The sequence below is a fragment of the Enterobacter sp. CM29 genome (assembly GCF_013179605.1).
Lineage (GTDB): Bacteria > Pseudomonadota > Gammaproteobacteria > Enterobacterales > Enterobacteriaceae > Enterobacter > Enterobacter intestinihominis.
Map to the genome: position 1 here is coordinate 1 of NZ_JABMCU010000044.1, position 24,980 is coordinate 24,980.

The following is a 24,980-nucleotide window of genomic DNA, read 5'->3' on the forward strand; positions in this document are numbered from 1 at the left end:
AGCGCCATACGCGAGCTGAAACCGTGCGGAATACCATAATGTTCATGCGTCTCGCCGCCTAAATAGAGCGGAAATTGCTGATAATGATCGCAGGTTTTAATATCCGAGGCGGGCTCAGCAAATGACAGGCTTCTGTCTTTGAGTGTCGGGTGAATAATGAGAGCAGTACGCCCCATTCTTGCTTCACGGTTGACGTAAACATAATTCTCACCACGGCGATATCCGTACGCTTTTGATGTTACCTCATCCATGGTGAACCCTTCTTTTTCAAGAACGCGCGCCACCTCATCGGGTCGTAAATACATATCTTTTCCTCATTATCATACCTGCCGGGCAACCTTACAGTATTCAGCATTAGCAGGGCTTTCAGAATATTCCATAAACTGCCCGATAAGCCGTGACTCGCTTCAGATATTACATTTCTGGACTAAACTAAACGGGAACACAAATTATGGAGGATCGTATGTTTAACAGACCGAACCGAAACGATATTAACGACGACACCCAGGATATTCGTAACGATGTCAGCCAATTAGCGGACACGCTGGAAGCCGTATTGAAATCCTGGGGCTCTGACGCGAAGGATGAAGCAGATGCCGCGAAACGTAAGGCTCAGTCTCTGCTGCGTGAAACGCGCGCAAGGATGAATGGCCGCTCACGTACCACTCAGGCGGCCTGCGATATGGCAAGCTGCGCCACCACCTTCGTACGAGAGAAACCGCTGTGTACGTTGGGAACGGTCGCGGCCGTCGGGATTTTTGTCGGCGCCCTGCTTAGCCTGCGTAAGTAAGCACGCGTTCTCAGCCCCGGCAGCCTCAGGCGCCGGGGCTTTTCTTTGCCTGAAAGCCTGAAAAACCCGCGCAGTTCGCCCTGCCCCGCCAGGCTCATCATTGGGACCTTATCAATCTGAATTTCCCATATCTTGTGTGGTTGAAAGTTATCTCAACTACATCTAGTATTCCCTTTAGCAAGACAGATACAACATGACGCGTTTACTCGCGCCGTTCTCTCATTCTAAATGGAAATACGAATCATGAGCATTATTATTTACACTCGTAACGATTGTGTTCAGTGCCACGCCACGAAACGGGCGATGGAGAGCCGCGGCGTGGCATTTGAGATGGTCAATATAGATCAGGTGCCTGACGCGGCAGACACCCTGCGGGCGCAAGGTTTCCGTCAGCTTCCGGTTGTGGTTGCCGGCGACACCAGCTGGTCTGGCTTTCGTCCGGACATGATCAACCGCCTTGCCGCTCAGGGCGTCAGTGCATGAGCAGGCTGGTCTACTTTTCCAGCAGCTCGGAAAACACGCTTCGGTTTATGGAGCGTCTCGGGCTGCCCGCGATTCGCATTCCGCTGAACGAGCGGGAGCGTATTCAGGTAGACGAACCCTACATTCTGGTAGTGCCCAGCTATGGCGGTGGCGGCACCGCGGGGGCTGTGCCTCGTCAGGTGATCCGCTTTCTGAACGATCCCCATAACCGGCAGCTGATTCGCGGCGTGATCGCGGCAGGCAATCGTAACTTCGGCGAGGCCTTTGCCCGCGCCGGGGATGTCATCTCTCAAAAATGCGGCGTGCCGTATCTCTATCGTTTTGAACTGATGGGGACACAGCAGGACGTAGAGAACGTGCGTAAAGGAGTGAACGAATTTTGGCAACGACAACCGCAGAGCGCGTGATTCAGGCGACGCCGGATTACCATGCATTAAACGCCATGCTAAACCTCTATGACCGGGAGGGGCGCATTCAGTTTGGCAAAGATCGTGAGGCGGTGGACGCCTTTTTTGCCGCTCATGTACGCCCGAACAGCGTCGTCTTTGGCAGCCAGCAGGAACGCCTCGACTGGCTGGTAAAAGAGGGTTATTACGAAGAGCGCGTCCTGACCCGCTACGACCGCGCCTTCGCGGTGGCATTGTTTGAACGGGCGCACGCCAGCGGTTTTCGCTTCCAGACGTTTCTCGGCGCGTGGAAGTATTACACCAGCTACACCCTGAAAACCTTCGACGGCAAACGCTATTTAGAAAGCTTTGAAGATCGGGTGGTGATGGTAGCCCTGACGCTGGCGCAGGGCGATGAAGCCCTGGCCGAAAGACTGACGGAGGAGATCCTCTCCGGTCGCTTCCAGCCCGCCACGCCAACCTTCCTTAACTGCGGCAAAGCCCAGCGCGGCGAGCTGGTCTCCTGCTTCCTGCTGCGTATTGAAGACAATATGGAGTCGATTGGCCGTGCGGTAAATTCGGCGCTACAGCTGTCGAAACGCGGCGGCGGCGTGGCATTTCTGCTTTCGAACCTGCGGGAAGCGGGCGCGCCGATCAAGCGCATCGAAAACCAGTCCTCCGGCGTCATCCCGGTGATGAAGATGCTGGAAGATGCCTTCTCATACGCCAACCAGCTTGGCGCACGTCAGGGCGCGGGTGCGGTTTATCTGCACGCGCATCATCCGGACATTCTGCGTTTTCTGGATACCAAACGTGAAAACGCCGACGAAAAGATCCGCATTAAAACCCTGTCGCTCGGCGTGGTGATCCCGGATATCACGTTTAAGCTGGCCAAAGAAAATGCCGACATGGCGCTTTTCTCGCCGTATGACGTCGAGCGTATCTACGGCAAAGCCTTTGGCGATGTGGCCATCAGCGAACTTTATGACGAACTGGTGACGGACGAGCGCATTCGTAAGAAATACATTAACGCCCGCGACTTTTTCCAGACGCTTGCCGAAATTCAGTTTGAGTCCGGGTACCCGTACATCATGTACGAGGATACGGTGAACCGCGCCAACCCGATTGCCGGGCGCATCAACATGAGCAATCTGTGCTCGGAGATTTTGCAGGTCAACAGCGCGTCCAGTTACGACGAGAACCTCGACTACGCGGATATCGGCAAAGATATCTCCTGCAATCTCGGTTCGCTGAATATTGCCCACACCATGGATTCCCCCGATTTTGGCCGCACGGTAGAGACCGCCATTCGCGGGCTGACGGCGGTATCGGACATGAGCCACATCCGCAGCGTACCGTCCATTGAGGCGGGCAACGCCGCGTCGCATGCCATCGGCCTTGGGCAGATGAACCTGCACGGCTATCTGGCGCGGGAGGGTATCGCCTACGGCAGCCCGGAAGGGCTGGATTTCACCAACCTTTATTTCTATACCATCACCTGGCATGCGCTGCATACCTCAATGATGCTGGCGCGCGAACGCAACCAGCGGTTCGCAGGCTTTGAGCAGTCCCGCTACGCCAGTGGAGAGTATTTCAGCCAGTATCTGGAAGGCGACTGGCAGCCGAAAACCGAAAAAGTACGCGCGCTTTTCGACCGCGCCGGCATTACCCTGCCGACGCGTGAGATGTGGCAACAGCTGCGTGAGGATGTGATGCACTACGGCATCTATAACCAGAACCTTCAGGCGGTTCCTCCAACCGGCTCCATTTCCTATATAAATCATGCCACGTCGAGCATCCATCCGATCGTGTCGAAGATTGAAATCCGCAAGGAAGGCAAAACCGGACGCGTCTACTACCCTGCCCCGTTTATGACTAACGAGAATCTGGCTCTGTACCAGGACGCCTATGAGATCGGCCCGGAAAAGATCATTGATACCTACGCCGAGGCGACCAGACATGTGGACCAGGGGCTGTCGCTGACGCTCTTCTTCCCGGACACCGCCACCACGCGGGATATCAATAAAGCGCAGATCTACGCCTGGAAGAGAGGCATCAAAACGCTGTACTACATTCGCCTGCGCCAGCTCGCGCTGGAAGGTACCGAAATTGAAGGCTGCGTGTCCTGCGCGCTGTAAGGAGAAAGGATGAAACTGTCACGCGTAAGTGCCGTTAACTGGAACAAAATTCAGGATGATAAAGACCTGGAGGTCTGGAACCGCCTGACCAGCAACTTCTGGCTGCCGGAAAAGGTGCCGCTCTCCAACGATATTCCGGCCTGGCAAACCCTGAGCCATGCCGAGCAGCAGCTGACAATCCGCGTCTTTACCGGCCTGACGCTGCTGGACACCATTCAGAATACCGTGGGTGCGCCCGCGCTGATGAGTGATGCGCTGACCCCGCACGAAGAGGCGGTAATGTCGAATATCAGCTTTATGGAGGCGGTCCATGCCCGCTCTTACAGCTCGATTTTCTCCACCCTGTGCCAGACCAGAGACGTGGACGCGGCCTACGCCTGGAGCGAAGAGAGCGCGTCATTGCAGCGCAAGGCAGATCTGGTGCTGGAATATTACCGGGCCGACGAGCCGCTGAAGAAGAAGATCGCCAGCGTGTTCCTGGAATCTTTTCTCTTCTATTCCGGCTTCTGGCTGCCCATGTACTGGTCGAGCCGGGGCAAGCTCACCAATACCGCCGATTTGATTCGCCTCATCATCCGCGATGAAGCGGTACACGGGTATTACATCGGCTATAAGTACCAGAAAGGACTGGAGAAAGTCACCCCGGAAAAACGCGAGGAACTCAAAGGTTTTGCCCTCGATTTACTGATGGATCTGTATGACAACGAGCTGAGCTATACCGAGGAGCTGTACGCCGGAACGGGCTGGGAAGAGGACGTAAAAGCCTTCCTCTGCTACAACGCCAACAAGGCGCTGATGAACCTGGGCTACGAAGCGTTATTCCCACCGGAAATGGCGGAAGTGAACCCGGCGATCCTCGCGGCGCTGTCGCCCAACGCCGATGAAAACCACGACTTCTTTTCCGGGTCCGGCTCGTCGTACGTGATGGGTAAAGCGGTGGAGACGCAAGACGAGGACTGGGATTTTTAATGAATGAATTAACGTTCATTAATTAACTCTACATTTCATTATTTTCAGCCGAATATTCCACTACGTACTACACTGTAATTTCTCCTTCATATTCGCCTGAATCACACCGATTCAGGCGAAATTCTCCCATGCAGTAGCAAAAAATTGAGAAAAATTCAAAGCGCCCTCAGCCCTTTATTCATGGGAAATTCAGCCGTTTCGCTTGCGGTAAAATTCCGACCTCAGGCAGGTGCAGGGTTGTCTCAGATTCTGAGTATGTTAGGGTAATGCCAGTTAACTATTTACCATGGTAATCATATCGACATAAACAAATAACAGGACACTCTCTATTGCATGGCAATTAAATTAGAAGTGAAAAATCTTTATAAAGTATTTGGCGAGCACCCGCAGCGTGCTTTCAAATATATTGAGAAAGGCCTTTCGAAAGAGCAAATTCTGGAAAAAACCGGGCTATCGCTTGGCGTTAAAGACGCCAGTCTGGCCATTGAAGAAGGCGAGATTTTTGTCATCATGGGATTATCCGGTTCGGGTAAATCCACTATGGTTCGCCTTCTCAATCGCCTGATTGAACCCACCCGCGGACAGGTGCTGATTGACGGCGTTGATATCGCCAGAATATCAGACGCGGAACTCCGCGAGGTGCGCAGAAAGAAAATTGCGATGGTGTTTCAGTCATTTGCACTGATGCCGCACATGACGGTACTCGATAATACCGCCTTTGGCATGGAGTTAGCCGGCACGCCCGCTCAGGAACGTCAGGAAAAAGCCCTTGATGCACTGCGTCAGGTCGGGCTGGAAAATTATGCTCATGCGTATCCGGATGAGCTCTCCGGCGGTATGCGTCAGCGCGTAGGATTAGCGCGCGCATTAGCGATTAATCCGGATATTTTATTAATGGACGAAGCCTTCTCGGCGCTCGATCCCTTAATTCGCACCGAGATGCAGGATGAGTTGGTAAAATTACAGGCCAAACATCAGCGCACCATTGTTTTTATTTCTCACGATCTGGATGAAGCCATGCGTATTGGCGACCGTATCGCCATTATGCAAAATGGTGAAGTGGTGCAGGTCGGCACACCGGATGAAATTCTCAATAATCCGGCGAATGATTATGTGCGCACCTTCTTCCGCGGCGTGGATATTAGCCACGTATTCAGTGCGAAAGATATTGCCCGTCGAACACCAAACGGCATTATTCGAAAAACGCCAGGTTTTGGTCCGCGCTCCGCGCTGAAACTGTTGCAGGACGAAGACCGTGAATACGGTTATCTGGTTGAACGCGGCAATAAATTTGTCGGCGTTGTCTCCATCGACTCCCTGAAAACCGCCCTGAGCGAAAACCAGGGAATCGATGCGGCGTTGATTGACGCTCCGCTTGCCGTGGACGCCGAAACGCCGCTCAGCGAGTTGCTCTCTCACGTGGGTCAGGCGCCGTGCGCCGTGCCGGTTGTCGGTGAAGAACAACAGTACGTTGGCATCATCTCAAAACGGATGCTGCTACAGGCTTTAGATCGCGAGGGGACAAACAATGGCTGATCAATCAAACCCATGGGGCACCACTGAAGCAGCGGACAGCGCGGCGCAATCTGCCGATGCGTGGGGGTCGACGCCTGCGCCTGCCGATGGCGGCGGCGCGGCAGACTGGCTCAACAGCGCACCGGCGCCTGCCCCAGAGCATTTCAATATTATGGATCCGTTCCACAAGACGCTGATCCCGCTGGATAGCTGGGTAACGGAGGGGATCGACTGGGTCGTTACCCACTTCCGTCCGGTGTTCCAGGGGATCCGTATCCCGGTGGATTACATCCTGAACGGCTTCCAGCAGCTGATGCTGGGCATGCCCGCGCCGGTGGCGATTATCCTGTTCTCGCTGATCGCATGGCAGTTCGGCAGCGCGGGTATGGGGATCGCCACGCTGATCTCCCTGGTTGCCATCGGCGCGATTGGCGCGTGGTCTCAGGCGATGATCACCCTGGCGCTGGTGCTGACCGCCCTGCTGTTCTGCGTGGCGATCGGCCTGCCGATGGGGATCTGGCTGGCGCGCAGCCCGCGGGCCGCAAAAATTATCCGCCCGCTGCTGGATGCAATGCAGACCACGCCAGCGTTCGTTTACCTGGTGCCTATCGTGATGCTGTTCGGCATCGGTAACGTACCGGGGGTGGTCGTGACCATTATCTTCGCCCTGCCGCCGATTATTCGCCTGACCATTCTGGGCATTAACCAGGTGCCTGCGGATCTGATAGAGGCATCACGCTCGTTTGGCGCCAGCCCGCGTCAGATGCTGTTTAAGGTTCAGCTTCCGCTGGCGATGCCGACCATTATGGCAGGTGTTAACCAGACGCTGATGCTGGCGCTGTCGATGGTGGTGATCGCCTCAATGATTGCCGTTGGCGGGTTAGGTCAGATGGTACTGCGCGGCATTGGCCGTCTCGATATGGGGCTGGCGACCGTCGGCGGCGTCGGGATTGTGATCCTCGCCATCATTCTTGACCGCCTGACCCAGGCTGTCGGTCGTGATTCACGCAGTCGCGGCAACCGTCGCTGGTATACCACCGGCCCTGTCGGGTTACTCACCCGCCCATTCACAAAATAAGGAACAACGATGCGACATAACGTACTTTTTGCCACAGCGTTTGCGACCCTTGTCTCCACCAGCGCAGTTGCCGCTGACCTGCCGGGCAAAGGCATTACCGTGCAGCCGGTGCAGAGCACCATTTCGGAAGAGTCCTTCCAGACCCAGATTGTCAGCCGTGCGCTGGAGAAACTGGGCTATACGGTGAATACCGCCAGTGAAGTGGATTACAACGTGGGCTATACCTCTATTGCCTCCGGCGATGCCACCTTTACCGCCGTGAACTGGCAGCCGCTGCACGACGATATGTATGCCGCCGCAGGCGGTGACAAGAAATTCTACCGCGAAGGCACCTTTGTGACCGGCGCTGCGCAGGGATATTTGATCGACAAGAAAACCGCGGATAAGTATCACATCACCAATATTGAACAGCTGAAAGATCCGAAGATCGCCAAACTCTTTGATACCAACGGTGACGGCAAAGCCGACATGATGGGCTGCTCGCCGGGCTGGGGCTGTGAAGCGGTGATTAACCACCAGAACAAAGCCTTCGATCTGGCGAAGACCGTCGACGTGAGCCACGGCAATTACTCTGCGATGATGGCCGATACCATCGCCCGCTTTAAAGAAGGCAAGCCGGTGATCTACTACACCTGGACGCCGTACTGGGTGAGCGACGTGCTGAAGCCGGGCAAAGACGTGGTGTGGTTGCAGGTGCCCTTCTCCTCCCTGCCGGGCGAGCAGAAAGATATCGACACCAAACTGCCAAACGGCATGAACTATGGCTTCCCGGTGAATACCATGCATATCGTGGCGAACAAAGCCTGGGCCGAGAAAAACCCGGCGGCGGCGAAGCTGTTCTCGGTGATGAAACTGCCGCTGGCAGACATTAACGCCCAGAACGCGATGATGCATGCGGGTAAATCATCCGAAGCTGATATCAAAGGCCACGTGGATGGCTGGATCAAAGCCCACCAGCAGCAGTTCGATGGCTGGGTGAAAGAGGCGCTTGAGGCGCAGAAGTAAAAATACTACCCCTCACCCTGCCCTCTCCCCAAAGGGGAGAGGGTGTATAAAATCCCCTCTCCCCTTTGGGGAGAGGGATAGGGTGAGGGGATCAAACCGCACCCAACCTAAACCGCACAATCCACCACGTAACAATCCCCCAACATTCACAATCATTGGTTATTATGTTTCCGGAAAAATAATCACTTAACTTACGATTCCTGAAACAAATGACAAAAACAACTCAAGGGCTTAGCCCCGCACTCATCCTTTTAATGTCCGTGGCAACGGGACTGGCCGTCGCCAGCAACTATTACGCGCAACCTCTGCTTGATACTATCGCGCGTGCTTTCGATCTTTCAGCCAGCTCCGCCGGCTTTATCGTCACCGCTGCGCAGCTCGGCTATGCGGCCGGGCTGCTGTTCCTGGTGCCATTAGGCGATATGTTTGAGCGCCGGATGCTTATCGTCTCCATGACGCTGCTGGCCGCAGGCGGGATGTTGATCACCGCCAGCAGCCAGTCGTTAACGATGATGATTATCGGTACCGCGCTGACGGGGCTGTTCTCGGTGGTGGCACAAATTCTGGTTCCCCTCGCGGCGACGTTGGCTTCCCCGGAAAAACGCGGCAAAGTGGTTGGCACTATTATGAGCGGCCTGCTGCTGGGCATCCTGCTGGCGCGAACCGTTGCCGGGCTGCTGGCGAGCCTCGGCGGCTGGCGCACCGTTTACTGGGTGGCAAGCGTACTGATGGTTATCATGGCGCTGGCCCTGTGGCGCGGCCTGCCAAAGGTGAAGCAGGAGAATCACCTGAACTATCCGCAGCTCCTCGCCTCCGTTTTCAGCCTCTTCACCCGGGATAAACTCCTGCGCACACGCGCCGTTCTGGGGTGTCTCACCTTCGCCAACTTCAGCATCTTATGGACGTCGATGGCGTTTCTGCTCGCCGCGCCGCCGTTTAACTACTCAGAAGGCGTGATTGGCCTGTTCGGGCTGGCAGGCGCGGCTGGCGCACTGGGCGCGCGCCCGGCGGGTGGCCTGGCCGACAAAGGTAAATCTCATATGACCACCTCCGCAGGGCTGGTTTTACTCCTGCTCTCATGGGCGGCTATCTGGTACGGACACGTCTCAGTGCTGGCGCTAATTGTCGGTATTCTGGTACTCGACCTCACCGTGCAGGGCGTTCATATCACCAACCAGACCGTGATTTACCGCGTCAAACCAGACGCCCGTAACCGTCTGACGGCCGGGTACATGACCAGCTACTTTATCGGCGGCGCGGCGGGCTCGCTAATCTCAGCCTCCGCCTGGCAGCATGCGGGCTGGACGGGCGTGTGCGCAATCGGCGCCATCGTGGCGGCGATAAATCTGCTGGTATGGTGGCGCGGCTATCACCGCCAGGAAGCAATTCACTAAGTTTTACATTGCTTTGGGCCCCCTGGGGTGTAAAGGGGGCCTGCATCTGTTAAGGTAACGGTAATCATTTATCCCAGAAATTTTACTGTGGGTGACATATTTACTACCGGCATGAATAGTTCAGACCCCTGTCCTCACATCCCCTCTTTCGCGGGTACACACCCCACACTTTCTGTGCTCACCGGGTCACGGATTTACCCGGCGCTTTCTGATGGTGACATACGTTTGGCGGATATAACCGCACAAATAATTCATTTACATTATTTGTCACTATCGTTACTATATCGGCTGTAATTAATGAGGTTATGCCCAAAATGGATAGTTCGTTTACGCCCATTGAACAAATGCTTAAGTTCCGCGCCAGTCGTCATGAGGACTTCCCGTATCAGGAGATCCTGCTGACCCGCCTGTGCATGCACATGCAGGGTAAGCTGCTGGAAAATCGTAACAAGATGCTGAAAGCGCAAGGGATTAACGAGACGTTGTTTATGGCGTTGATTACGCTTGAGTCTCAGGAAAACCACAGCATTCAGCCGTCTGAACTGAGCTGCGCGCTGGGTTCATCCCGTACCAATGCAACCCGTATTGCTGATGAGCTGGAGAAGCGCGGCTGGATAGAGCGCCGTGAGAGCGATAACGATCGCCGCTGCCTGCATCTGCAACTGACCGAGAAAGGTCACGAATTCCTGCGCGAAGTGCTGCCACCGCAGCATAACTGCCTGCACCAGCTTTGGTCTGCCCTCAGCACCGCCGAGCGCGACCAGCTTGAGCACATTACTCGCAAGCTGCTCACCCGTCTGGACCAGATGGATGAAGATGGCGTCATTCTTGAGGCGCTGCGCTAACGCGACGATCCGCTCAACATTCCAGATTGCAAAAGAAAAACTGACAGGCCAGCACGTGAAACTGCTGGCCTTTCTGACAACAGGTCGGCTCAGCCGATGTGAAAATAAAAAGATCGTGGAGAACAACAATGAGCGCAAATGCGGAGAACACCCCCCCGCAGCAACCGGTCAACAAGAAGGGCAAACGTAAGAGCGCCCTTATTCTGCTGACCTTGCTCTTTATTATTATTGCCGTGGCATATGGGATCTATTGGTTTTTAGTCTTGCGTCATGTTGAAGAGACAGACGATGCATACGTGGCAGGGAATCAGGTTCAAATCATGGCGCAGGTGTCAGGCAGCGTGACGAAAGTCTGGGCTGACAACACCGACTTTGTGAAAAAAGGGGATGTGCTGGTCACGCTTGACCCGACCGACGCCCAACAGGCGTTTGAAAAAGCACAGACGGCGCTGGCCTCCAGCGTTCGCCAGACCCGCCAGCTGATGATCAACAGCAAACAGCTTCAGGCCAATATCGACGTGCAGAAAACGGCCCTGGCCCAGGCGCAGAGCGACCTCAAGCGTCGTGTTCCTCTCGGCACCGCCAACCTGATTGGCCGTGAAGAGTTGCAGCACGCCCGCGATGCGGTGGCGAGCGCACAGGCGCAGCTGGACGTGGCGATCCAACAGTACAATGCCAACCAGGCGATGGTGCTGGGCACCTCTCTGGAAAACCAGCCAGCGGTGAAACAGGCGGCGACCGAAGTGCGTAACGCATGGCTTGCCCTGCAACGTACCAAAATCGTCAGCCCGATGACCGGTTACGTTTCCCGTCGTTCCGTGCAGCCGGGTGCGCAAATTAGCACCACCACGCCGCTGATGGCGGTCGTTCCGGCGAACAACCTGTGGGTGGACGCGAACTTCAAAGAGACCCAGCTGGCGCATATGCGTATCGGCCAGACCGCAACCGTGGTCAGCGATATCTACGGCGATGACGTTAAGTACACCGGTAAAGTAGTCGGTCTGGACATGGGGACCGGCAGCGCCTTCAGCCTGCTGCCTGCACAGAACGCCACCGGCAACTGGATCAAAGTGGTACAGCGCTTGCCTGTACGTATCGAGCTGGATCCTAAGCAGCTGGCAGACCATCCGCTGCGAATTGGCCTTTCCACGCTGGTGACGGTCGATACCGCCAACCGCGACGGTCAGATCCTCGCAAGCCAGGTGCGCAGCACGCCAGCTTATGAAAGTAACGCCCGTGAAATTAGCCTCGATCCGGTCAATAAGCTGATCGATGACATCGTGAAGGCAAACGCCGGTTAAGCCGAAGGTGAGCGTTATGCAACAGCAAAAGCCGCAAAAACCGCTTGAGGGGGCGCAGCTGGTCATTATGACCATTGCGCTGTCGCTGGCGACATTCATGCAGGTGCTGGACTCCACCATCGCAAACGTGGCGATCCCTACGATCGCCGGGAACCTTGGCTCATCGCTGAGCCAGGGGACCTGGGTCATTACCTCATTCGGGGTGGCGAACGCCATCTCTATTCCCATCACCGGCTGGCTGGCGAAGCGCGTCGGTGAAGTGAAGCTGTTCCTCTGGTCGACGATCCTGTTCGTGCTGGCCTCCTGGGCCTGCGGCATGTCCAGCAGCCTGACGATGCTGATTTTCTTCCGCGTCATCCAGGGGATTGTCGCCGGGCCGTTGATTCCGCTGTCGCAGAGTTTGCTGCTGAACAACTATCCGCCCGCCAAGCGCTCCATCGCGCTCGCGCTGTGGTCGATGACGGTGATTGTCGCCCCAATTTGCGGGCCAATCCTCGGCGGCTATATCAGCGATAACTATCACTGGGGCTGGATCTTCTTCATCAACGTACCCATCGGTGCGCTGGTGGTGCTGATGACGCTACAGTCTCTGCGTGGTCGCGAAACGCGGACCGAACAGCGGCGGATCGACGGCATCGGGCTGGCACTGCTGGTTGTCGGCATCGGCAGCCTGCAAATCATGCTCGACCGCGGCAAAGAGCTGGACTGGTTCGCCTCTACGGAAATCATCGTGCTGACGGTGGTCGCCGTGGTTGCCATTAGCTTCCTGATTGTCTGGGAGCTGACGGACGAAAATCCGATAGTCGACCTCTCGCTGTTTAAATCGCGAAACTTCACCATCGGCTGCCTCTGTATCAGCCTCGCCTATATGCTCTACTTCGGCGCGATTGTTCTGCTGCCGCAGCTGTTGCAGGAGGTGTACGGCTATACCGCAACCTGGGCGGGGCTGGCCTCCGCGCCGGTGGGGTTAATTCCGGTTCTGCTGTCGCCGATTATTGGCCGTTTCGCCCATAAGCTCGACATGCGCAGGCTGGTGACGTTCAGCTTCATCATGTACGCCGTTTGCTTCTACTGGCGCGCGTATACGTTTGAACCGGGAATGGACTTTGGCGCCTCCGCGTGGCCGCAGTTTATTCAGGGCTTTGCTGTGGCGTGCTTCTTTATGCCACTGACCACCATTACGCTTTCGGGCTTGCCGCCTGAGCGGATGGCGGCGGCATCGAGCCTGTCGAACTTCACCCGTACGCTGGCGGGCTCCATCGGGACATCGATCACCACCACGCTGTGGACCAACCGGGAAGCGATGCACCATGCCCAGCTGACCGAAGCGGTGAACCCGTTCAACCCTAACGCTCAGCAGATGTATAGCCAGCTTGAGGGGATGGGGATGACGGAGCAGCAGGCGTCCGGCTGGCTTGCCCAGCAGATCACCAACCAGGGGCTGATTATCTCGGCAAACGAGATTTTCTGGATATCGGCGGGGATCTTCATCGTCCTGCTGGGGCTGGTGTGGTTTGCCAAACCACCGTTTGGTGCCGGTAGCGGGGGCGGTGGAGCGCACTAGCCCTGTGCACGGGTTGCCCGGTGGCGCTACGCTTACCGGGCCTACGAACGTAGGCCGGATAAGGCGTAGCCGCCATCCGGCAAAACACCGCACCGTGTCCAAAACGCGACAGCGATTGTCAGTTCCGATAAAGCAGCGCGCCTGAAATTGATTCACGAGAGTGAAAAGACAACAGGAGCGTACCATGCTGAACACACCCGCGCCACGCGCTGGCTCTCGACAGACTTACGTCGAAGTGAGCACGCCGAACGTCTATTTCGACCAGATCGAGTATTTCTGCCACTACTTCAGCCGCCGCAGCGACGTCTGTATCAGCGTGCATCCGCAAAACGATCGCGATACCGGCGTCGCCAGCGCGGAGCTGGCCGTGGTTGTCGTCATCAGTATTGTAGGCCCGGTCAGCGAAGCGCCACCGGGCATCCACAGGCATAATACTAAATGTGCAGTTCCTGAAGTTTTTCTTTTGGCAGGGCCAGCTCGTCGTTGCTGTTTACACGAACATCACGTTCGATGATATGGCGGGCAATCTCCTGAGCTTCTTCCAGAGAGTGCATCTGGTAAGTGCCACACTGGTAAACGTTCAGCTCTGGGATCTGGTTCTGCTCTTTCACCTTCAGCACGTCTTCCATGGCCGCTTTCCACGCATCCGCGACGCGTTTCTCTTCAGGCTGACCAATCAGGCTCATGTAGAAACCGGTGCGGCAGCCCATCGGAGAGATATCGATGATCTCCACGCCGTTGCCGTTCAGGTGGTCGCGCATGAATCCGGCGAAAAGGTGTTCCAGCGTGTGAATGCCTTTCTCTGGCATCACTTCTTTATTCGGCACGCAGAAGCGCAGGTCGAAAACGGTGATCGTGTCGCCGTGCGGCGTGTTCATGGTCTTCGCCACGCGGACTGCTGGTGCTTCCATACGGGTATGGTCGACAGTAAAGCTATCTAATAACGGCATACGTCACCTCCGATAGTGATTTTTTTTAAAATAAACTGAACTCTTCTACAGAATGCGCGTCTGAGTATATGAAAGACGCGCATTTGTTATCATCATCCCTGAATTCAGAGATGTATATTTTGGCCACAGCGATGTGGCCTTTTTCTTTTGGTTCAGGCCTGCTTCGCCAGAAACGCCTCAAACGACTCCGTATCCGCCGCTTCGACCTCTTTCTGACGCACAACGGACGCATCGCGCTCTGCCACAAAATCCGCTTCGCTCAGGATCTCTAACGGCTCCTGCATCAGCATCTCACGGTACTCCGCTGAGAGTGAACGCCCTGTGCCACCAATTCCCTGTTCAATCATAGAACGCAGAATACGTGCTGAGAATGTCAGTTCCGGGTTATCGAAGCTTTCAACCAGTTCGTCGCAGACCTTCTGGTAAGCTTCGCCGCCGTACACGCTATCCAGCGTCTGGGCTACGCGCTTCAGGTCATGGAACAGATCCTTCCCTACCTTGGACAGTGGGAACTGAGCCGTTTCACAGCCAATACCTAACGTCAGGCCCGGCTTGCGCCCTTCCAGAATCACGCGATTCCAGTTGGCACGAGTACACAAAAGTTCGTCGGAACTCATTTCCGGCGCATCCGCCAGTACGCACCAGACCATAAACAGGTCAAGGAAGCGAACCTGCTGCTCGTCAACGCCAATCGGTGAGAACGGGTTGATATCCAGCGAGCGCACTTCAATGTATTCGATCCCGCCGCGCTGTAGCGCATCCGACGGCGTTTCACCGCTGCGCGTCACGCGCTTCGGACGAATCGGCGCATACAGTTCATTTTCAATCTGCAACACGTTGGTGTTAATTTGCAGGCGCTTGCCGTCTTTTTCGAGGCCGATTTTTTCGTACTCTTCGGACGGGGTTTTTATCGCCCGCTTCAAGCCTGCCACATATTCGTGCAGATCGTTAAACGTAATTCCGAGATTGCTTTGCGATTTATTGGTATAGCCAAGGTCGCTCAGGCGCAGCGAGGTCGCGTACGGCAGATAGTACATGCCACACTCAGTCTTCTCGAACGGCAGCGTGGTCGGTTTCCCTTGCAGGAACGATGAACAGATAGCCGGGGACGCGCCGAACAGATACGGAATAACCCAGCCAAAACGGTAGTAGTTGCGGATCAGGCGGAAGTAGCCCGCGGAGATCGCTTCTTTATCCGTTTCACCGCACTTCGCCTGCCAGAACGCCATCGGCAGAGAGAAATTGTAGTGCACGCCAGAGATCGTCTGCATCAGTGCGCCGTAGCGATTTTTCAGTCCTTCGCGATACAGCGTTTTCAGCCGTCCAATATTCGAGGTGCCGTACTGAGCCAGCTCAATCTCCTGCCCCTGCTCGATATAGCACGGCATGCTGAGCGGCCACATACGCTCGTCGCCGAGGTTGCGGGCGGTGAAGCGATGCACGTCGCGCATGATCGTCAGCATATGATCAATATCACCGTCTACTGGCGTAATGAACTCCAGCAGCGCTTCGGCGAAATCGGTTGTGATCCATTTATGTGTCAGCGCCGAGCCTAACGCCTTCGGGTGTCCCGTAGTCGCTAAGCTACCATCCGCATTTACGCGCAGCGTTTCGCGCTCAAGCCCACGCTGAATCCCCTTCAGTGCCTGAGGGTGATTTTCCAGCCAGGCCAGCGCCTGTGATACGTCCGGGATCAATTTGACCTCCCGCCTGTCAAAAAATTGTCACTCAGCATAATTGTAATGGTTGACGATTGAAGGTCGCGAATTCATTCCACCAATTAGTGCCACCACGTCATACCCTGTAGTGTTACCCATGCCAGTAAAACATAGCGTAACGCCTTGCCAAGGCACAAAAAAAAGAGCACCGGTCCCCAGGAGATGCGCATCCATCCCGCCAGCAGACACAGTAAATCGCCTATTACAGGCATCCAGCTTAATAACAGCGTGGCAGCGCCATAGCGTTTTAGCCAGCCCACTGCCTTTTCCTGCCAGCGAGATTTTTCGCGTAGCGGAAAGAAACGTCCAAGAATAACGTTAGTCAGCCCTCCAAGGCTATTACCCATTGTTGCTATTAAGACCAGCAACCAGGGCTGACTCACGCCGGACAACAGCATCGCCACCAGCACCACTTCCGAATTCCCCGGTAAGAGGGTGGAGCTTAAAAAACTGCTGGCGAATAATGAAGCGAGTGACAGCGCGTCACTCACAGTAAGCGAACGTCCACCGCCGCCATTCCGGCATCACGCGCGGCCTGAATGCCAAAATCAGCATCTTCAAACACCACGCATTTTGCAGGTGGTACACCCATTAATTCTGCACAGCGCAGGAAGGTATCCGGTGCGGGTTTGTGATGTTTAACATGATCGGCGGCAACGACGGCAGAAAAATAGTGGCGCAGGCCAAGGTGTTTGAGTAGCGCTTCAGCAATCGCGCTCTCGCTGCCCGTACCGACAGACATAGGACGACGGCCGTGCCACTCCTTGACGACGTCAATGAGTGGTAAAGGCTGCACGGTGTCTAACAGTATGGCTTTTACCGCGTCGGTTTTTTCACGCGCGAGCTGGTGCGGGTCGAGATCGGCCTGATTCAGCTCAATCACGGCCTGTGCGATACGCCAGGTGGGCGATCCGTTGAGGGCAATCATCGCCTGTAAATCGAAGCGCATACCGTAACGGCCCAGGACTTCGGTCCAGGCCTGACGATGCGTGGGTTCGGTATCCAGGAGGGTGCCGTCCATGTCGAAGATCAAACCGTCATACTGTGCGTACATCGTGCTCTCGCTAAACGATTAACAAAGCATTACTTTATCGTAAAAGGGGATTTTTGTCGCTGACAGAGAGCGTGATTGCTGACGGAACGTCGAAGGAATAAACAAAGGGGGGGAGAAGATGGTGCATCCGGGAGGATTACTCGGCAGCGCCTCGCCCTGCGGGCCGTTGCTGAAGCAACGTTATCCTCCCTGGTGCTTGCGATTAACACGCAGACCTTGAAACAACAGCGTGGCTATTATCTCGGAGAATATGGTGCATCCGGGAGGATTCGAACCTCCGACCGCTCGGTTCGTAGCCGAGTACTCTATCCAGCTGAGCTACGGATGCATCAGGGAACTGCTTTCAGAAATAGTAAATGGTGCATCCGGGAGGATTCGAACCTCCGACCGCTCGGTTCGTAGCCGAGTACTCTATCCAGCTGAGCTACGGATGCATCGGGATTTACTGCTGTACTTCTCGATACTCATATCACTTCAAAAGCAATATGAAGTAAAAAATGGTGCATCCGGGAGGATTCGAACCTCCGACCGCTCGGTTCGTAGCCGAGTACTCTATCCAGCTGAGCTACGGATGCATCGGGATTTACTACTGTACTGCTCGATATTCATATCACTTCGAAAGCAATATGAAGTAATAGATGGTGCATCCGGGAGGATTCGAACCTCCGACCGCTCGGTTCGTAGCCGAGTACTCTATCCAGCTGAGCTACGGATGCAAAATGGCGGTGAGGCGGGGATTCGAACCCCGGATGCAGCTTTTGACCGCATACTCCCTTAGCAGGGGAGCGCCTTCAGCCTCTCGGCCACCTCACCACACAACGCCTCTTTCGAGTGCTTCGAGTAACTCGTTAAGAGCTTCTCGTCGCTGCGTGGCGCATATATTACTTTCTGGGACTTATAAGTCAAACAATTTTCCACATGCTTTTTTCGTTTGCACAATTCGCACGCAATTCGCATGTAAAAGCCGCAAAGAGAGTGTTTTATAAGCGGATTTTGCAGGCATCTTCACAGAATTGTGTTGTGAGAAGCGCGTCATTTGCATGAGATAAGATTATGAGAGTGGTCAAAAACGAAGCGTTTGAAATAGAACGGTAACTTTATGCAGGAAAAATAGCGGGAGGGTTGCGTCTCGCCCGACAGCGAGACGCGACAATATCAGTAACTGGACTGCTGGGATTTTTCAGCCTGGATACGCTGGTAGATCTCTTCACGGTGGACAGATACTTCTTTAGGAGCGTTAACACCAATACGTACCTGGTTACCCTTTACCCCTAAAACTGTCACGGTGACCTCATCCCCAATCATGAGGGTCTCACCAACTCGACGAGTCAGAATCAGCATTCTTTGCTCCTTGAAAGATTAAAAGAGTCGGGTCTCTTGTATCCCGGCATTATCCATCATATAACGCCAAAAAGTAAGCGATGACAAACACGTAAAGTGTAAGCAGTCACGGCATCACATTCTGTTAAACGTAAGTTTAGCCGATATACACAAACTCAACCTGACTTTATCGTTATCGATAGCGCAGTGAGCAAGACGCCATAACGTTACCGCTATGGCGTCTGCTTGTGCTTTGTAGTTATTACAGTTTCGCGCTTACCCAGCTTTCAACGCTGGCTAATGCCGCGGGAAGTGCCGCCGCATCCGTACCACCGGCTTGCGCCATGTCCGGACGACCGCCACCTTTGCCACCCACCTGCTGGGCGACCATGCCAATCAGTTCCCCTGCTTTGACACGATCCGTCACATCCTTAGAGACGCCCGCAATCAGAGAAACCTTACCCTCTGCGACCGTTGCCAGCACGATAACCGTCGAACCAAGCTGGTTCTTCAGATCGTCGACCATGGTACGCAGCATCTTAGGCTCAACGCCCGCCAGGTCGCTGACCAGCAGTTTGACGCCCTTAATGTCTACCGCTTTGCTGGAGAGGTTTGCGCTCTCCTGCGCCGCAGCCTGTTCTTTCAGCTGCTGGAGTTCTTTTTCCAGCTGACGGGTACGATCCAGCGCGACACGCACTTTCTCGCCCAGGTGCTGGCTATCGCCTTTCAGCAGCTGCGCGATCTCGTGCAGCTGGTCGCTCTGCGCATGCAGGCTGGCAATTGCACCTTCCCCGGTCACCGCCTCAATACGACGCACGCCTGCCGCCGTACCCGACTCGGAAACGATGCGGAACAAGCCGATGTCACCGGTGCGGGATGCGTGAGTACCGCCACACAGTTCGGTAGAGAAGTCGCCCATGCTCAGCACGCGAACGCGGTCGTCATATTTCTCGCCAAACAGCGCCATCGCACCTTTCTTCTTCGCTGCCTCAAGATCCATGATGTGGGTTTCGATTGGCAGGTTACGGCGGATCTGGGCATTCACCAGGTCTTCCACCGCACGAATTTCAGACGGCTTCATCGCTTCAAAATGCGAGAAGTCGAAACGCAGCACTTTGTCGTTAACCAGAGAACCTTTCTGTGCAACGTGCGTACCCAGCACTTCGCGCAGGGCTGCGTGCATCAGGTGGGTTGCCGAGTGGTTCAGACGAATGCGCGCGCGGCGAGCTTCGTCAACGTTGGCCTGAACGCCCTCGCCCACTTTCAGAGAACCGGAAACCAGTTTGCCCTGGTGACCAATTGCCTGACCGTATTTCTGGGTATCGCTTACGCTGAAGCTGAAGCCATTGCCTTTCAGTTCGCCTTTATCGCCAACCTGGCCGCCGGATTCCGCATAGAACGGTGTTTTATCCAGGATAACAACCGCGTCCTGACCTGCGCTAATGCTGTCTACGGCTTTACCGTCAACAAACAGCGCGGTCACGTTGCTGGTCAGAGCCAGCTCTTCGTAGCCTTTAAATTCAGACGCGCTATCAACGCGAATCATCGCGTTGTAGTCCGCGCCAAAACCGCTGGATTCACGCGCACGACGACGCTGCTCTTCCATTGCGGCTTCAAAGCCTGCTTCGTCAACTTTGATGTTGCGCTCGCGGCAAACGTCCGCCGTCAGGTCAACCGGGAAGCCGTAGGTGTCGTACAGGCGGAAAGCGGTTTCGCCATCCAGCGTGTCGCCCTTGAGTTTCGCCAGCTCGTCGTCCAGCAGCGCCAGTCCGCGCTCCAGCGTACGGGCAAACTGCTCTTCTTCGGTTTTCAGAACCTGTTCAACCTGCGCCTGCTGGCGTTTCAGCTCGTCACCGGCAGAGCCCATCACGCCAATCAGTGGCCCAACGAGTTTATAGAAGAAGGTGTCCTTCGCGCCCAGCATGTTGCCATGACGGATCGCACGACGAATGATACGACGCAGCACATAGCCACGGTTTTCATTCGACGGGATAACGCCGTCAGCAATCAGGAACGCACAGGAACGAATATGGTCTGCGATAACGCGCAGTGATTTGTTGTTCAGATCGGTTGCGCCCGTCACTTCGGCAACGGCTTTGATCAGGGTGCTGAACAGGTCAATCTCATAGTTGGAGTTAACGTGTTGCAGAACGGCCGCGATACGCTCAAGACCCATACCGGTATCTACGGACGGTTTTGGCAGCGGCTCCATGGTGCCGTCGGCCTGACGGTTGAACTGCATGAAGACGATGTTCCAGATCTCAATGTAGCGATCGCCATCTTCTTCCGCGCTTCCCGGAGGGCCGCCCCAGATGTGGTCACCATGATCGTAGAAGATCTCGGTGCACGGACCGCAAGGGCCGGTGTCACCCATCTGCCAGAAGTTATCAGACGCGTAAGGCGCGCCTTTGTTGTCACCGATACGGATGATACGTTCGCGAGGGATACCCACTTCTTTTTCCCAGATGTCGAACGCTTCGTCATCGGTCTCATACACGGTCACCCACAGACGCTCTTTCGGCAGATTAAACCAGTTTTCACCGGTCAGCAGTTCCCACGCATATTGAATGGCGTCGTGTTTGAAGTAGTCGCCGAAGCTGAAGTTACCCAGCATTTCGAAGAAAGTGTGGTGGCGCGCGGTGTAACCGACGTTTTCCAGATCGTTGTGTTTACCGCCCGCACGCACGCAACGCTGTGAGGTTGTGGCGCGGGAATAATTACGCTTGTCGAGACCAAGGAACACATCCTTGAACTGGTTCATCCCGGCGTTGGTAAACAGCAGAGTCGGGTCATTGTTCGGTACCAGGGAGCTGCTGGCAACAACCTGGTGTCCCTTACTATGGAAAAAATCGAGAAACGCCTGACGGATCTCAGCGGTGCTCTTGCTCATAATTATCCTGAAATCAAGCTAACGAAATGTCGCAGCAGATCTGTATCTGTAAACAGTTGGACGGACCAGCTACTGGAAAAAGTGGGAATAAGATAAGTTTTCTTTAGTGGGAAGTAAAATCCCGCATGCGTTCAATCGGTAAAATTACGCCAGATATCCTGAATATCTTCCATCAGGAAGCCGCGGTAGAGCAAAAAGCGCTGGATTTTAACTTTTTCTGAAAATTCACGCGGCAGCGGCTCACCGTACTTTCGTACCGCCTGCTCACGCGCCAGTTCGCACCAGTCGATTTCACTTTCGCGCATGGCTTTTTCAATCGATTCACGGGCTACACCTTTCTGGTTCAGCTCCTGGCGGATACGCGCTGGCCCATAGCCTTTACGACCACGGCTGGCAAGAAAGCGAGCGGCAAAACGGCCGTCATCCAGATAGTGATGCTCGTAGCACCAGGCAACCACGCGGTCATAATCTTCCGCGGTGGCATCAATGTCTTCCGGACCGTTTTTGCTCATGACGGGCGCTGACAGTTTCCGCCGCAGCTCCTGTTCACTATGGTCACGCACGGCAAGAATACGCACGGCCCGATCCAGCAAGCGTGAGTAGGCTGGTCGGCGTGATGTCGGTTCACTCATAAAAAACCTGTCGATTCAGAAATGCAAAAAGGGCCGCATCAGCAGCCCTTCATTTTTATCCGAGAGGATTAAAAATCTTCGTTGGTTTCTTCAGCATCCGCGCCGTCGACCACGAAATCAGGTTTAGAGTCCTGGTTGCTCAGCAGGAGTTCACGCACCTTTTTCTCAATCTCTTTCGCCGCCGCCGGGTTCTCTTTCAGCCAGGAGATAGCATTCGCTTTACCCTGACCAATCTTGTCACCGTTGTAGCTGTACCATGCGCCCGCTTTTTCAATCAGCTTCTCTTTCACGCCCAGGTCAACCAGCTCGCCGAGGAAGTTGATACCTTCGCCGTAGAGGATCTGGAATTCAGCCTGTTTGAACGGTGCTGCGATTTTGTTCTTCACAACCTTCACGCGGGTTTCGCTACCGACGACGTTATCCCCCTCTTTCACCGCGCCGATACGGCGGATATCCAGACGGACAGAAGCGTAGAATTTCAGAGCGTTACCGCCGGTGGTGGTTTCCGGGTTACCGAACATTACACCAATTTTCATACGGATCTGGTTGATGAAGATCAGCAGCGTATTGGACTGCTTCAGGTTACCCGCCAGCTTACGCATCGCCTGGCTCATCATACGTGCCGCGAGGCCCATGTGAGAGTCACCGATTTCACCTTCAATTTCCGCTTTTGGCGTCAGCGCCGCAACGGAGTCGACGATGATCACGTCAACCGCACCTGAGCGCGCCAGCGCGTCACAAATTTCCAGGGCCTGCTCGCCGGTGTCCGGCTGTGAGCACAGCAGGTTGTCGATATCAACGCCCAGTTTACGGGCATAGACCGGGTCCAGCGCGTGCTCGGCATCGATAAACGCACAGGTTTTACCTTCGCGCTGTGCCGCCGCAACAACCTGCAACGTCAGGGTGGTTTTACCCGAGGATTCCGGACCGTAGATTTCTACGATACGGCCCATCGGCAAACCGCCAGCGCCCAGTGCGATATCAAGAGAAAGCGAACCAGTGGAGATAGTTTCCACATCCATGGAACGGTCTTCACCCAGGCGCATGATGGAGCCTTTACCGAATTGCTTTTCGATCTGGCCCAGTGCTGCCGCCAACGCTTTCTGTTTGTTTTCGTCGATAGCCATTATTACTCCTGTCATGCCGGGAGAAGCAACTGCGCTTCACCATGGACTTCTGTTCTGTTGAGGCAATTATACTGTATAGTCATACAGTATCAAGTATTTTGTAGAAATTGTTGCCAGAGCGTTTTTAACGCGTATTCCGTTGCCTGACGACGCACGCTTTCGCGATCGCCGCTGAAGCATTCCCGGCGGGTGATCCCTTCACCTTTTGAGGTGGCAAAGCCAAACCAGACGGTGCCGACAGGCTTCACGTCGCTGCCGCCGTCCGGCCCCGCGATACCGCTGATGGAGATAGCGTAATCTGCGCGCGCCTCTTTCAGCGCGCCAATCGCCATTTCGATCACCACCGGCTCGCTGACCGCGCCATGCTGCTCAAGCGTGGCTTCACGCACGCCAATCATCTGCGCTTTAGCCTCGTTACTGTAGGTCACAAAGCCGCGTTCAAACCAGGCGGAACTGCCAGCAATATCGGTAATTGCTTTCGCCACCCAGCCGCCGGTGCAGGATTCTGCGGTCGTGAGAGTCGCGCCGCGCTGTTTCAGCGCCAGCCCCACCACTTCGCTTAGCTGCATCAATTCATGGTCAGTCATTCTCGCTCCAGGCCTTAGAAAAACATGCAGCACAAGATAGCACTTTCTCATCAAATATGGGGATGCGCGTCGGGTTTTACGAGGGGGCTTCAGAAAAAAGCCGATGCGGGCGCACCGGCCAGAGAGACGCTTATTTCATGCTGTTAGCGAGGGTATCCACATTGTGGCGAAACGCCTTGACGTAGGTGTCCGCCACGCCGCCCTTCGCGGACAGCGCTTCCGGGTAAAGTTCACCGCCCGGCTGGGCGCCCGTGGCGGTCGCAATCTGCTTCACCAGGCGCGGATCAAGCTGGTTTTCCATAAACCAGGTTTTCACACCGTCAGCTTTAATCTGATTGATGATCTCCGCTACCTGCGCCGCGCTGGCTTCACTCTCAGACGACAGCCCCTGCGGCGCCATAAACGTCACGCCGTAGGCGCGGCTGAAATAGCCGAAGGCGTCGTGGCTGGTCAGCACTTTGCGCTTCGCCTGTGGGATGTCGCTGAAACGCTTTTTAGCCCAACCGTCCAGCTGAGAGAGCTGCGCAATATAGGGTTTACCGGTAGCTTCAAGCGCCGCCGTATCTTCAGGATCGGCCTTCACCAGCCCAGAGAGAATATTTTGCGCATACAGCGCGCCGTTCGCCGCGCTGTTCCACGCGTGCGGATCGGTCACGGTTTTACCGTCCTCTTCCAGCGTGTGCGTTTTCACGCCGTCCGAAGCAACCACCAGCTGGCCTTTGAATCCGGAGGCTTTCACCAGACGATCGAGCCAGCCCTCCAGCCCCAGCCCATTGACCACCACCACGTCAGCTTTACTCAACGCCGCGCTGTCTTTGGGCGAGGGTTCGAAAGTATGGGGATCACCGTCCGGCCCCACCAGCGTCGTCACCTTCACACGATCGCCGCCAACCTGCTGCGTGATGTCTCCCAGGATGGAAAAGCTGGTCACCACATTAAGCGTTTTCGCCATTACGCCGTGCGTCATCATGCCGAGCGCGAGCGCCACGGCTAACCCTGTACGTTTCATCGTTTCCCCTTGCGTTAAAAAAGCGCCCGCAGGCTATCCGCCAGCCTGCTGCGCGTGCCAAATAAAACGGAAATAAAGAACAATGCGCTGGCGGTCAGCACAATGGAGGGCCCGGCGGGCAGACTCACTGCCCAGGAAAGGCTTAAGCCCAGCCACGCGCAAAAAATACCGCTGATACCCGCCATCAGAAGTAACCCTGGCAGGGTGCGCACCCAGCAGCGTGCC

Annotated in this window: 24 protein-coding genes, 5 tRNA genes and 1 pseudogene; 13 read left to right on the forward strand and 17 right to left on the reverse strand. The window is 55.3% G+C overall.

From position 1 onward, the window contains the following. Positions 1 to 305, reverse strand: a 305-nt coding sequence (locus tag HP459_RS07960) for a DUF2002 family protein (RefSeq protein WP_171936091.1), incomplete at its 3' end; no start/stop codon positions are given. Between the two features lie 158 nt (positions 306 to 463). Between HP459_RS07960 and HP459_RS07965 the strand changes: the two genes are divergently transcribed. The 13 genes and pseudogenes from HP459_RS07965 to HP459_RS23495 all read left to right on the forward strand — a co-directional run. Continuing rightward, positions 464 to 790, forward strand: a complete 327-nt coding sequence (locus tag HP459_RS07965; protein ID WP_017382769.1) for a DUF883 domain-containing protein — start codon at positions 464 to 466, stop codon at positions 788 to 790. A gap of 243 nt (positions 791 to 1,033) precedes the next feature. Further along, on the forward strand, positions 1,034 to 1,273 hold the full coding sequence (gene nrdH, locus HP459_RS07970) for a glutaredoxin-like protein NrdH (protein ID WP_017382770.1): 240 nt from the start codon (positions 1,034 to 1,036) through the stop codon (positions 1,271 to 1,273). Beyond that, positions 1,270 to 1,680, forward strand: a complete 411-nt coding sequence (gene nrdI, locus HP459_RS07975) for a class Ib ribonucleoside-diphosphate reductase assembly flavoprotein NrdI (protein ID WP_022649128.1) — start codon at positions 1,270 to 1,272, stop codon at positions 1,678 to 1,680. Before nrdH ends, nrdI begins: the two co-directional genes overlap by 4 nt. After that, entirely contained in the window at positions 1,653 to 3,797 is a 2,145-nt protein-coding gene (gene nrdE / locus HP459_RS07980) for a class 1b ribonucleoside-diphosphate reductase subunit alpha (RefSeq protein ID WP_045308451.1), read from the forward strand. The genes nrdI and nrdE overlap by 28 nt, the downstream gene beginning before the upstream one ends. A gap of 9 nt (positions 3,798 to 3,806) precedes the next feature. Next, complete coding sequence (gene nrdF / locus HP459_RS07985) at positions 3,807 to 4,766, forward strand: class 1b ribonucleoside-diphosphate reductase subunit beta (protein ID WP_022649130.1); 960 nt, start codon at positions 3,807 to 3,809, stop codon at positions 4,764 to 4,766. A gap of 333 nt (positions 4,767 to 5,099) precedes the next feature. Then, positions 5,100 to 6,302, forward strand: a complete 1,203-nt coding sequence (gene proV / locus HP459_RS07990; RefSeq protein WP_022649131.1) for a glycine betaine/L-proline ABC transporter ATP-binding protein ProV — start codon at positions 5,100 to 5,102, stop codon at positions 6,300 to 6,302. Beyond that, entirely contained in the window at positions 6,295 to 7,359 is a 1,065-nt protein-coding gene (proW, locus tag HP459_RS07995; RefSeq protein WP_023298447.1) for a glycine betaine/L-proline ABC transporter permease ProW, read from the forward strand. Before proV ends, proW begins: the two co-directional genes overlap by 8 nt. A 9-nt stretch (positions 7,360 to 7,368) precedes the next feature. Beyond that, complete coding sequence (gene proX / locus HP459_RS08000) at positions 7,369 to 8,364, forward strand: glycine betaine/L-proline ABC transporter substrate-binding protein ProX (RefSeq protein ID WP_017382774.1); 996 nt, start codon at positions 7,369 to 7,371, stop codon at positions 8,362 to 8,364. Between the two features lie 209 nt (positions 8,365 to 8,573). Beyond that, positions 8,574 to 9,758 carry an MFS transporter gene (locus HP459_RS08005; protein ID WP_017692795.1) on the forward strand — a complete coding sequence of 395 codons (1,185 nt, stop codon included), beginning with the start codon at positions 8,574 to 8,576 and terminating at the stop codon, positions 9,756 to 9,758. Positions 9,759 to 10,072: 314 nt separating this feature from the next. Continuing rightward, positions 10,073 to 10,603: a multidrug efflux transporter EmrAB transcriptional repressor EmrR gene (gene emrR / locus HP459_RS08010; protein WP_017694792.1), complete on the forward strand. Its 531-nt coding sequence runs from the start codon at positions 10,073 to 10,075 to the stop codon at positions 10,601 to 10,603. 128 nt (positions 10,604 to 10,731) lie between these two features. Further along, entirely contained in the window at positions 10,732 to 11,904 is a 1,173-nt protein-coding gene (emrA, locus tag HP459_RS08015) for a multidrug efflux MFS transporter periplasmic adaptor subunit EmrA (RefSeq protein ID WP_022649133.1), read from the forward strand. 16 nt (positions 11,905 to 11,920) lie between these two features. Further along, entirely contained in the window at positions 11,921 to 13,468 is a 1,548-nt protein-coding gene (gene emrB / locus HP459_RS08020; protein WP_022649134.1) for a multidrug efflux MFS transporter permease subunit EmrB, read from the forward strand. A 229-nt stretch (positions 13,469 to 13,697) separates the two neighbouring features. After that, positions 13,698 to 13,841, forward strand: a pseudogene (locus tag HP459_RS23495) (hypothetical protein); the annotation flags it as partial. Between the two features lie 61 nt (positions 13,842 to 13,902). Here HP459_RS23495 and luxS read toward each other — a convergent pair. The 16 genes from luxS to HP459_RS08105 all read right to left on the reverse strand — a co-directional run. After that, on the reverse strand, positions 13,903 to 14,418 hold the full coding sequence (luxS, locus tag HP459_RS08030; protein ID WP_003862180.1) for an S-ribosylhomocysteine lyase: 516 nt from the start codon (positions 14,416 to 14,418) through the stop codon (positions 13,903 to 13,905). Between the two features lie 152 nt (positions 14,419 to 14,570). Then, a complete protein-coding gene (gshA, locus tag HP459_RS08035; RefSeq protein WP_058676734.1) occupies positions 14,571 to 16,115 on the reverse strand; it encodes a glutamate--cysteine ligase in 1,545 nt (514 codons plus the stop codon). An 83-nt stretch (positions 16,116 to 16,198) separates the two neighbouring features. Continuing rightward, the gene (locus HP459_RS08040; RefSeq protein WP_017692791.1) at positions 16,199 to 16,627 is read right to left on the reverse strand and encodes a YqaA family protein; all 429 of its coding nucleotides are present in this window, start codon (positions 16,625 to 16,627) and stop codon (positions 16,199 to 16,201) included. After that, positions 16,624 to 17,190 (reverse strand): fructose-1-phosphate/6-phosphogluconate phosphatase, encoded by a 567-nt coding sequence (gene yqaB / locus HP459_RS08045; RefSeq protein WP_022649138.1) that lies wholly within the window; start codon positions 17,188 to 17,190, stop codon positions 16,624 to 16,626. The genes HP459_RS08040 and yqaB overlap by 4 nt, the downstream gene beginning before the upstream one ends. A 251-nt stretch (positions 17,191 to 17,441) precedes the next feature. Beyond that, a tRNA-Arg gene (locus HP459_RS08050) sits at positions 17,442 to 17,518 on the reverse strand. A 29-nt stretch (positions 17,519 to 17,547) separates the two neighbouring features. Further along, a tRNA-Arg gene (locus tag HP459_RS08055) sits at positions 17,548 to 17,624 on the reverse strand. Positions 17,625 to 17,688: 64 nt separating this feature from the next. After that, positions 17,689 to 17,765, reverse strand: a tRNA-Arg gene (locus HP459_RS08060). 64 nt (positions 17,766 to 17,829) lie between these two features. Continuing rightward, a tRNA-Arg gene (locus HP459_RS08065) sits at positions 17,830 to 17,906 on the reverse strand. A gap of 4 nt (positions 17,907 to 17,910) precedes the next feature. Continuing rightward, positions 17,911 to 18,003, reverse strand: a tRNA-Ser gene (locus HP459_RS08070). A 342-nt stretch (positions 18,004 to 18,345) separates the two neighbouring features. Next, positions 18,346 to 18,531 carry a carbon storage regulator CsrA gene (gene csrA / locus HP459_RS08075; RefSeq protein ID WP_000906486.1) on the reverse strand — a complete coding sequence of 62 codons (186 nt, stop codon included), beginning with the start codon at positions 18,529 to 18,531 and terminating at the stop codon, positions 18,346 to 18,348. Between the two features lie 241 nt (positions 18,532 to 18,772). Then, positions 18,773 to 21,400, reverse strand: coding sequence for an alanine--tRNA ligase (gene alaS, locus HP459_RS08080; protein WP_171936092.1), 2,628 nt, complete (start codon positions 21,398 to 21,400; stop codon positions 18,773 to 18,775). Positions 21,401 to 21,531: 131 nt separating this feature from the next. Continuing rightward, complete coding sequence (recX, locus tag HP459_RS08085; protein WP_017382782.1) at positions 21,532 to 22,032, reverse strand: recombination regulator RecX; 501 nt, start codon at positions 22,030 to 22,032, stop codon at positions 21,532 to 21,534. A 68-nt stretch (positions 22,033 to 22,100) separates the two neighbouring features. Continuing rightward, positions 22,101 to 23,159, reverse strand: coding sequence for a recombinase RecA (recA, locus tag HP459_RS08090; RefSeq protein ID WP_022649140.1), 1,059 nt, complete (start codon positions 23,157 to 23,159; stop codon positions 22,101 to 22,103). 89 nt (positions 23,160 to 23,248) lie between these two features. Beyond that, on the reverse strand, positions 23,249 to 23,746 hold the full coding sequence (gene pncC, locus HP459_RS08095) for a nicotinamide-nucleotide amidase (protein WP_003862172.1): 498 nt from the start codon (positions 23,744 to 23,746) through the stop codon (positions 23,249 to 23,251). Positions 23,747 to 23,876: 130 nt separating this feature from the next. Further along, positions 23,877 to 24,755, reverse strand: a complete 879-nt coding sequence (locus HP459_RS08100; RefSeq protein WP_022649141.1) for a metal ABC transporter substrate-binding protein — start codon at positions 24,753 to 24,755, stop codon at positions 23,877 to 23,879. 14 nt (positions 24,756 to 24,769) lie between these two features. Beyond that, a partial coding sequence (locus tag HP459_RS08105; RefSeq protein WP_171936093.1) for a metal ABC transporter permease occupies positions 24,770 to 24,980 on the reverse strand: 211 nt, incomplete at its 5' end.

Bases quoted from the DNA above. Each gene is read 5' to 3' on its own strand.
- luxS (WP_003862180.1), bottom strand. From the start codon at position 14,418: ATGCCGTTATTAGATAGCTTTACTGTCGACCATACCCGTATGGAAGCA.
- pncC (WP_003862172.1), bottom strand. From the start codon at position 23,746: ATGACTGACCATGAATTGATGCAGCTAAGCGAAGTGGTGGGGCTGGCG.
- nrdH (WP_017382770.1), top strand. From the start codon at position 1,034: ATGAGCATTATTATTTACACTCGTAACGATTGTGTTCAGTGCCACGCC.
- proX (WP_017382774.1), top strand. From the start codon at position 7,369: ATGCGACATAACGTACTTTTTGCCACAGCGTTTGCGACCCTTGTCTCC.
- emrB (WP_022649134.1), top strand. From the start codon at position 11,921: ATGCAACAGCAAAAGCCGCAAAAACCGCTTGAGGGGGCGCAGCTGGTC.
- nrdF (WP_022649130.1), top strand. From the start codon at position 3,807: ATGAAACTGTCACGCGTAAGTGCCGTTAACTGGAACAAAATTCAGGAT.
- HP459_RS07965 (WP_017382769.1), top strand. From the start codon at position 464: ATGTTTAACAGACCGAACCGAAACGATATTAACGACGACACCCAGGAT.
- nrdI (WP_022649128.1), top strand. From the start codon at position 1,270: ATGAGCAGGCTGGTCTACTTTTCCAGCAGCTCGGAAAACACGCTTCGG.
- csrA (WP_000906486.1), bottom strand. From the start codon at position 18,531: ATGCTGATTCTGACTCGTCGAGTTGGTGAGACCCTCATGATTGGGGAT.
- emrR (WP_017694792.1), top strand. From the start codon at position 10,073: ATGGATAGTTCGTTTACGCCCATTGAACAAATGCTTAAGTTCCGCGCC.
- proW (WP_023298447.1), top strand. From the start codon at position 6,295: ATGGCTGATCAATCAAACCCATGGGGCACCACTGAAGCAGCGGACAGC.
- yqaB (WP_022649138.1), bottom strand. From the start codon at position 17,190: ATGTACGCACAGTATGACGGTTTGATCTTCGACATGGACGGCACCCTC.
- HP459_RS08100 (WP_022649141.1), bottom strand. From the start codon at position 24,755: ATGAAACGTACAGGGTTAGCCGTGGCGCTCGCGCTCGGCATGATGACG.
- HP459_RS08005 (WP_017692795.1), top strand. From the start codon at position 8,574: ATGACAAAAACAACTCAAGGGCTTAGCCCCGCACTCATCCTTTTAATG.
- recA (WP_022649140.1), bottom strand. From the start codon at position 23,159: ATGGCTATCGACGAAAACAAACAGAAAGCGTTGGCGGCAGCACTGGGC.
- alaS (WP_171936092.1), bottom strand. From the start codon at position 21,400: ATGAGCAAGAGCACCGCTGAGATCCGTCAGGCGTTTCTCGATTTTTTC.
- proV (WP_022649131.1), top strand. From the start codon at position 5,100: ATGGCAATTAAATTAGAAGTGAAAAATCTTTATAAAGTATTTGGCGAG.
- recX (WP_017382782.1), bottom strand. From the start codon at position 22,032: ATGAGTGAACCGACATCACGCCGACCAGCCTACTCACGCTTGCTGGAT.
- emrA (WP_022649133.1), top strand. From the start codon at position 10,732: ATGAGCGCAAATGCGGAGAACACCCCCCCGCAGCAACCGGTCAACAAG.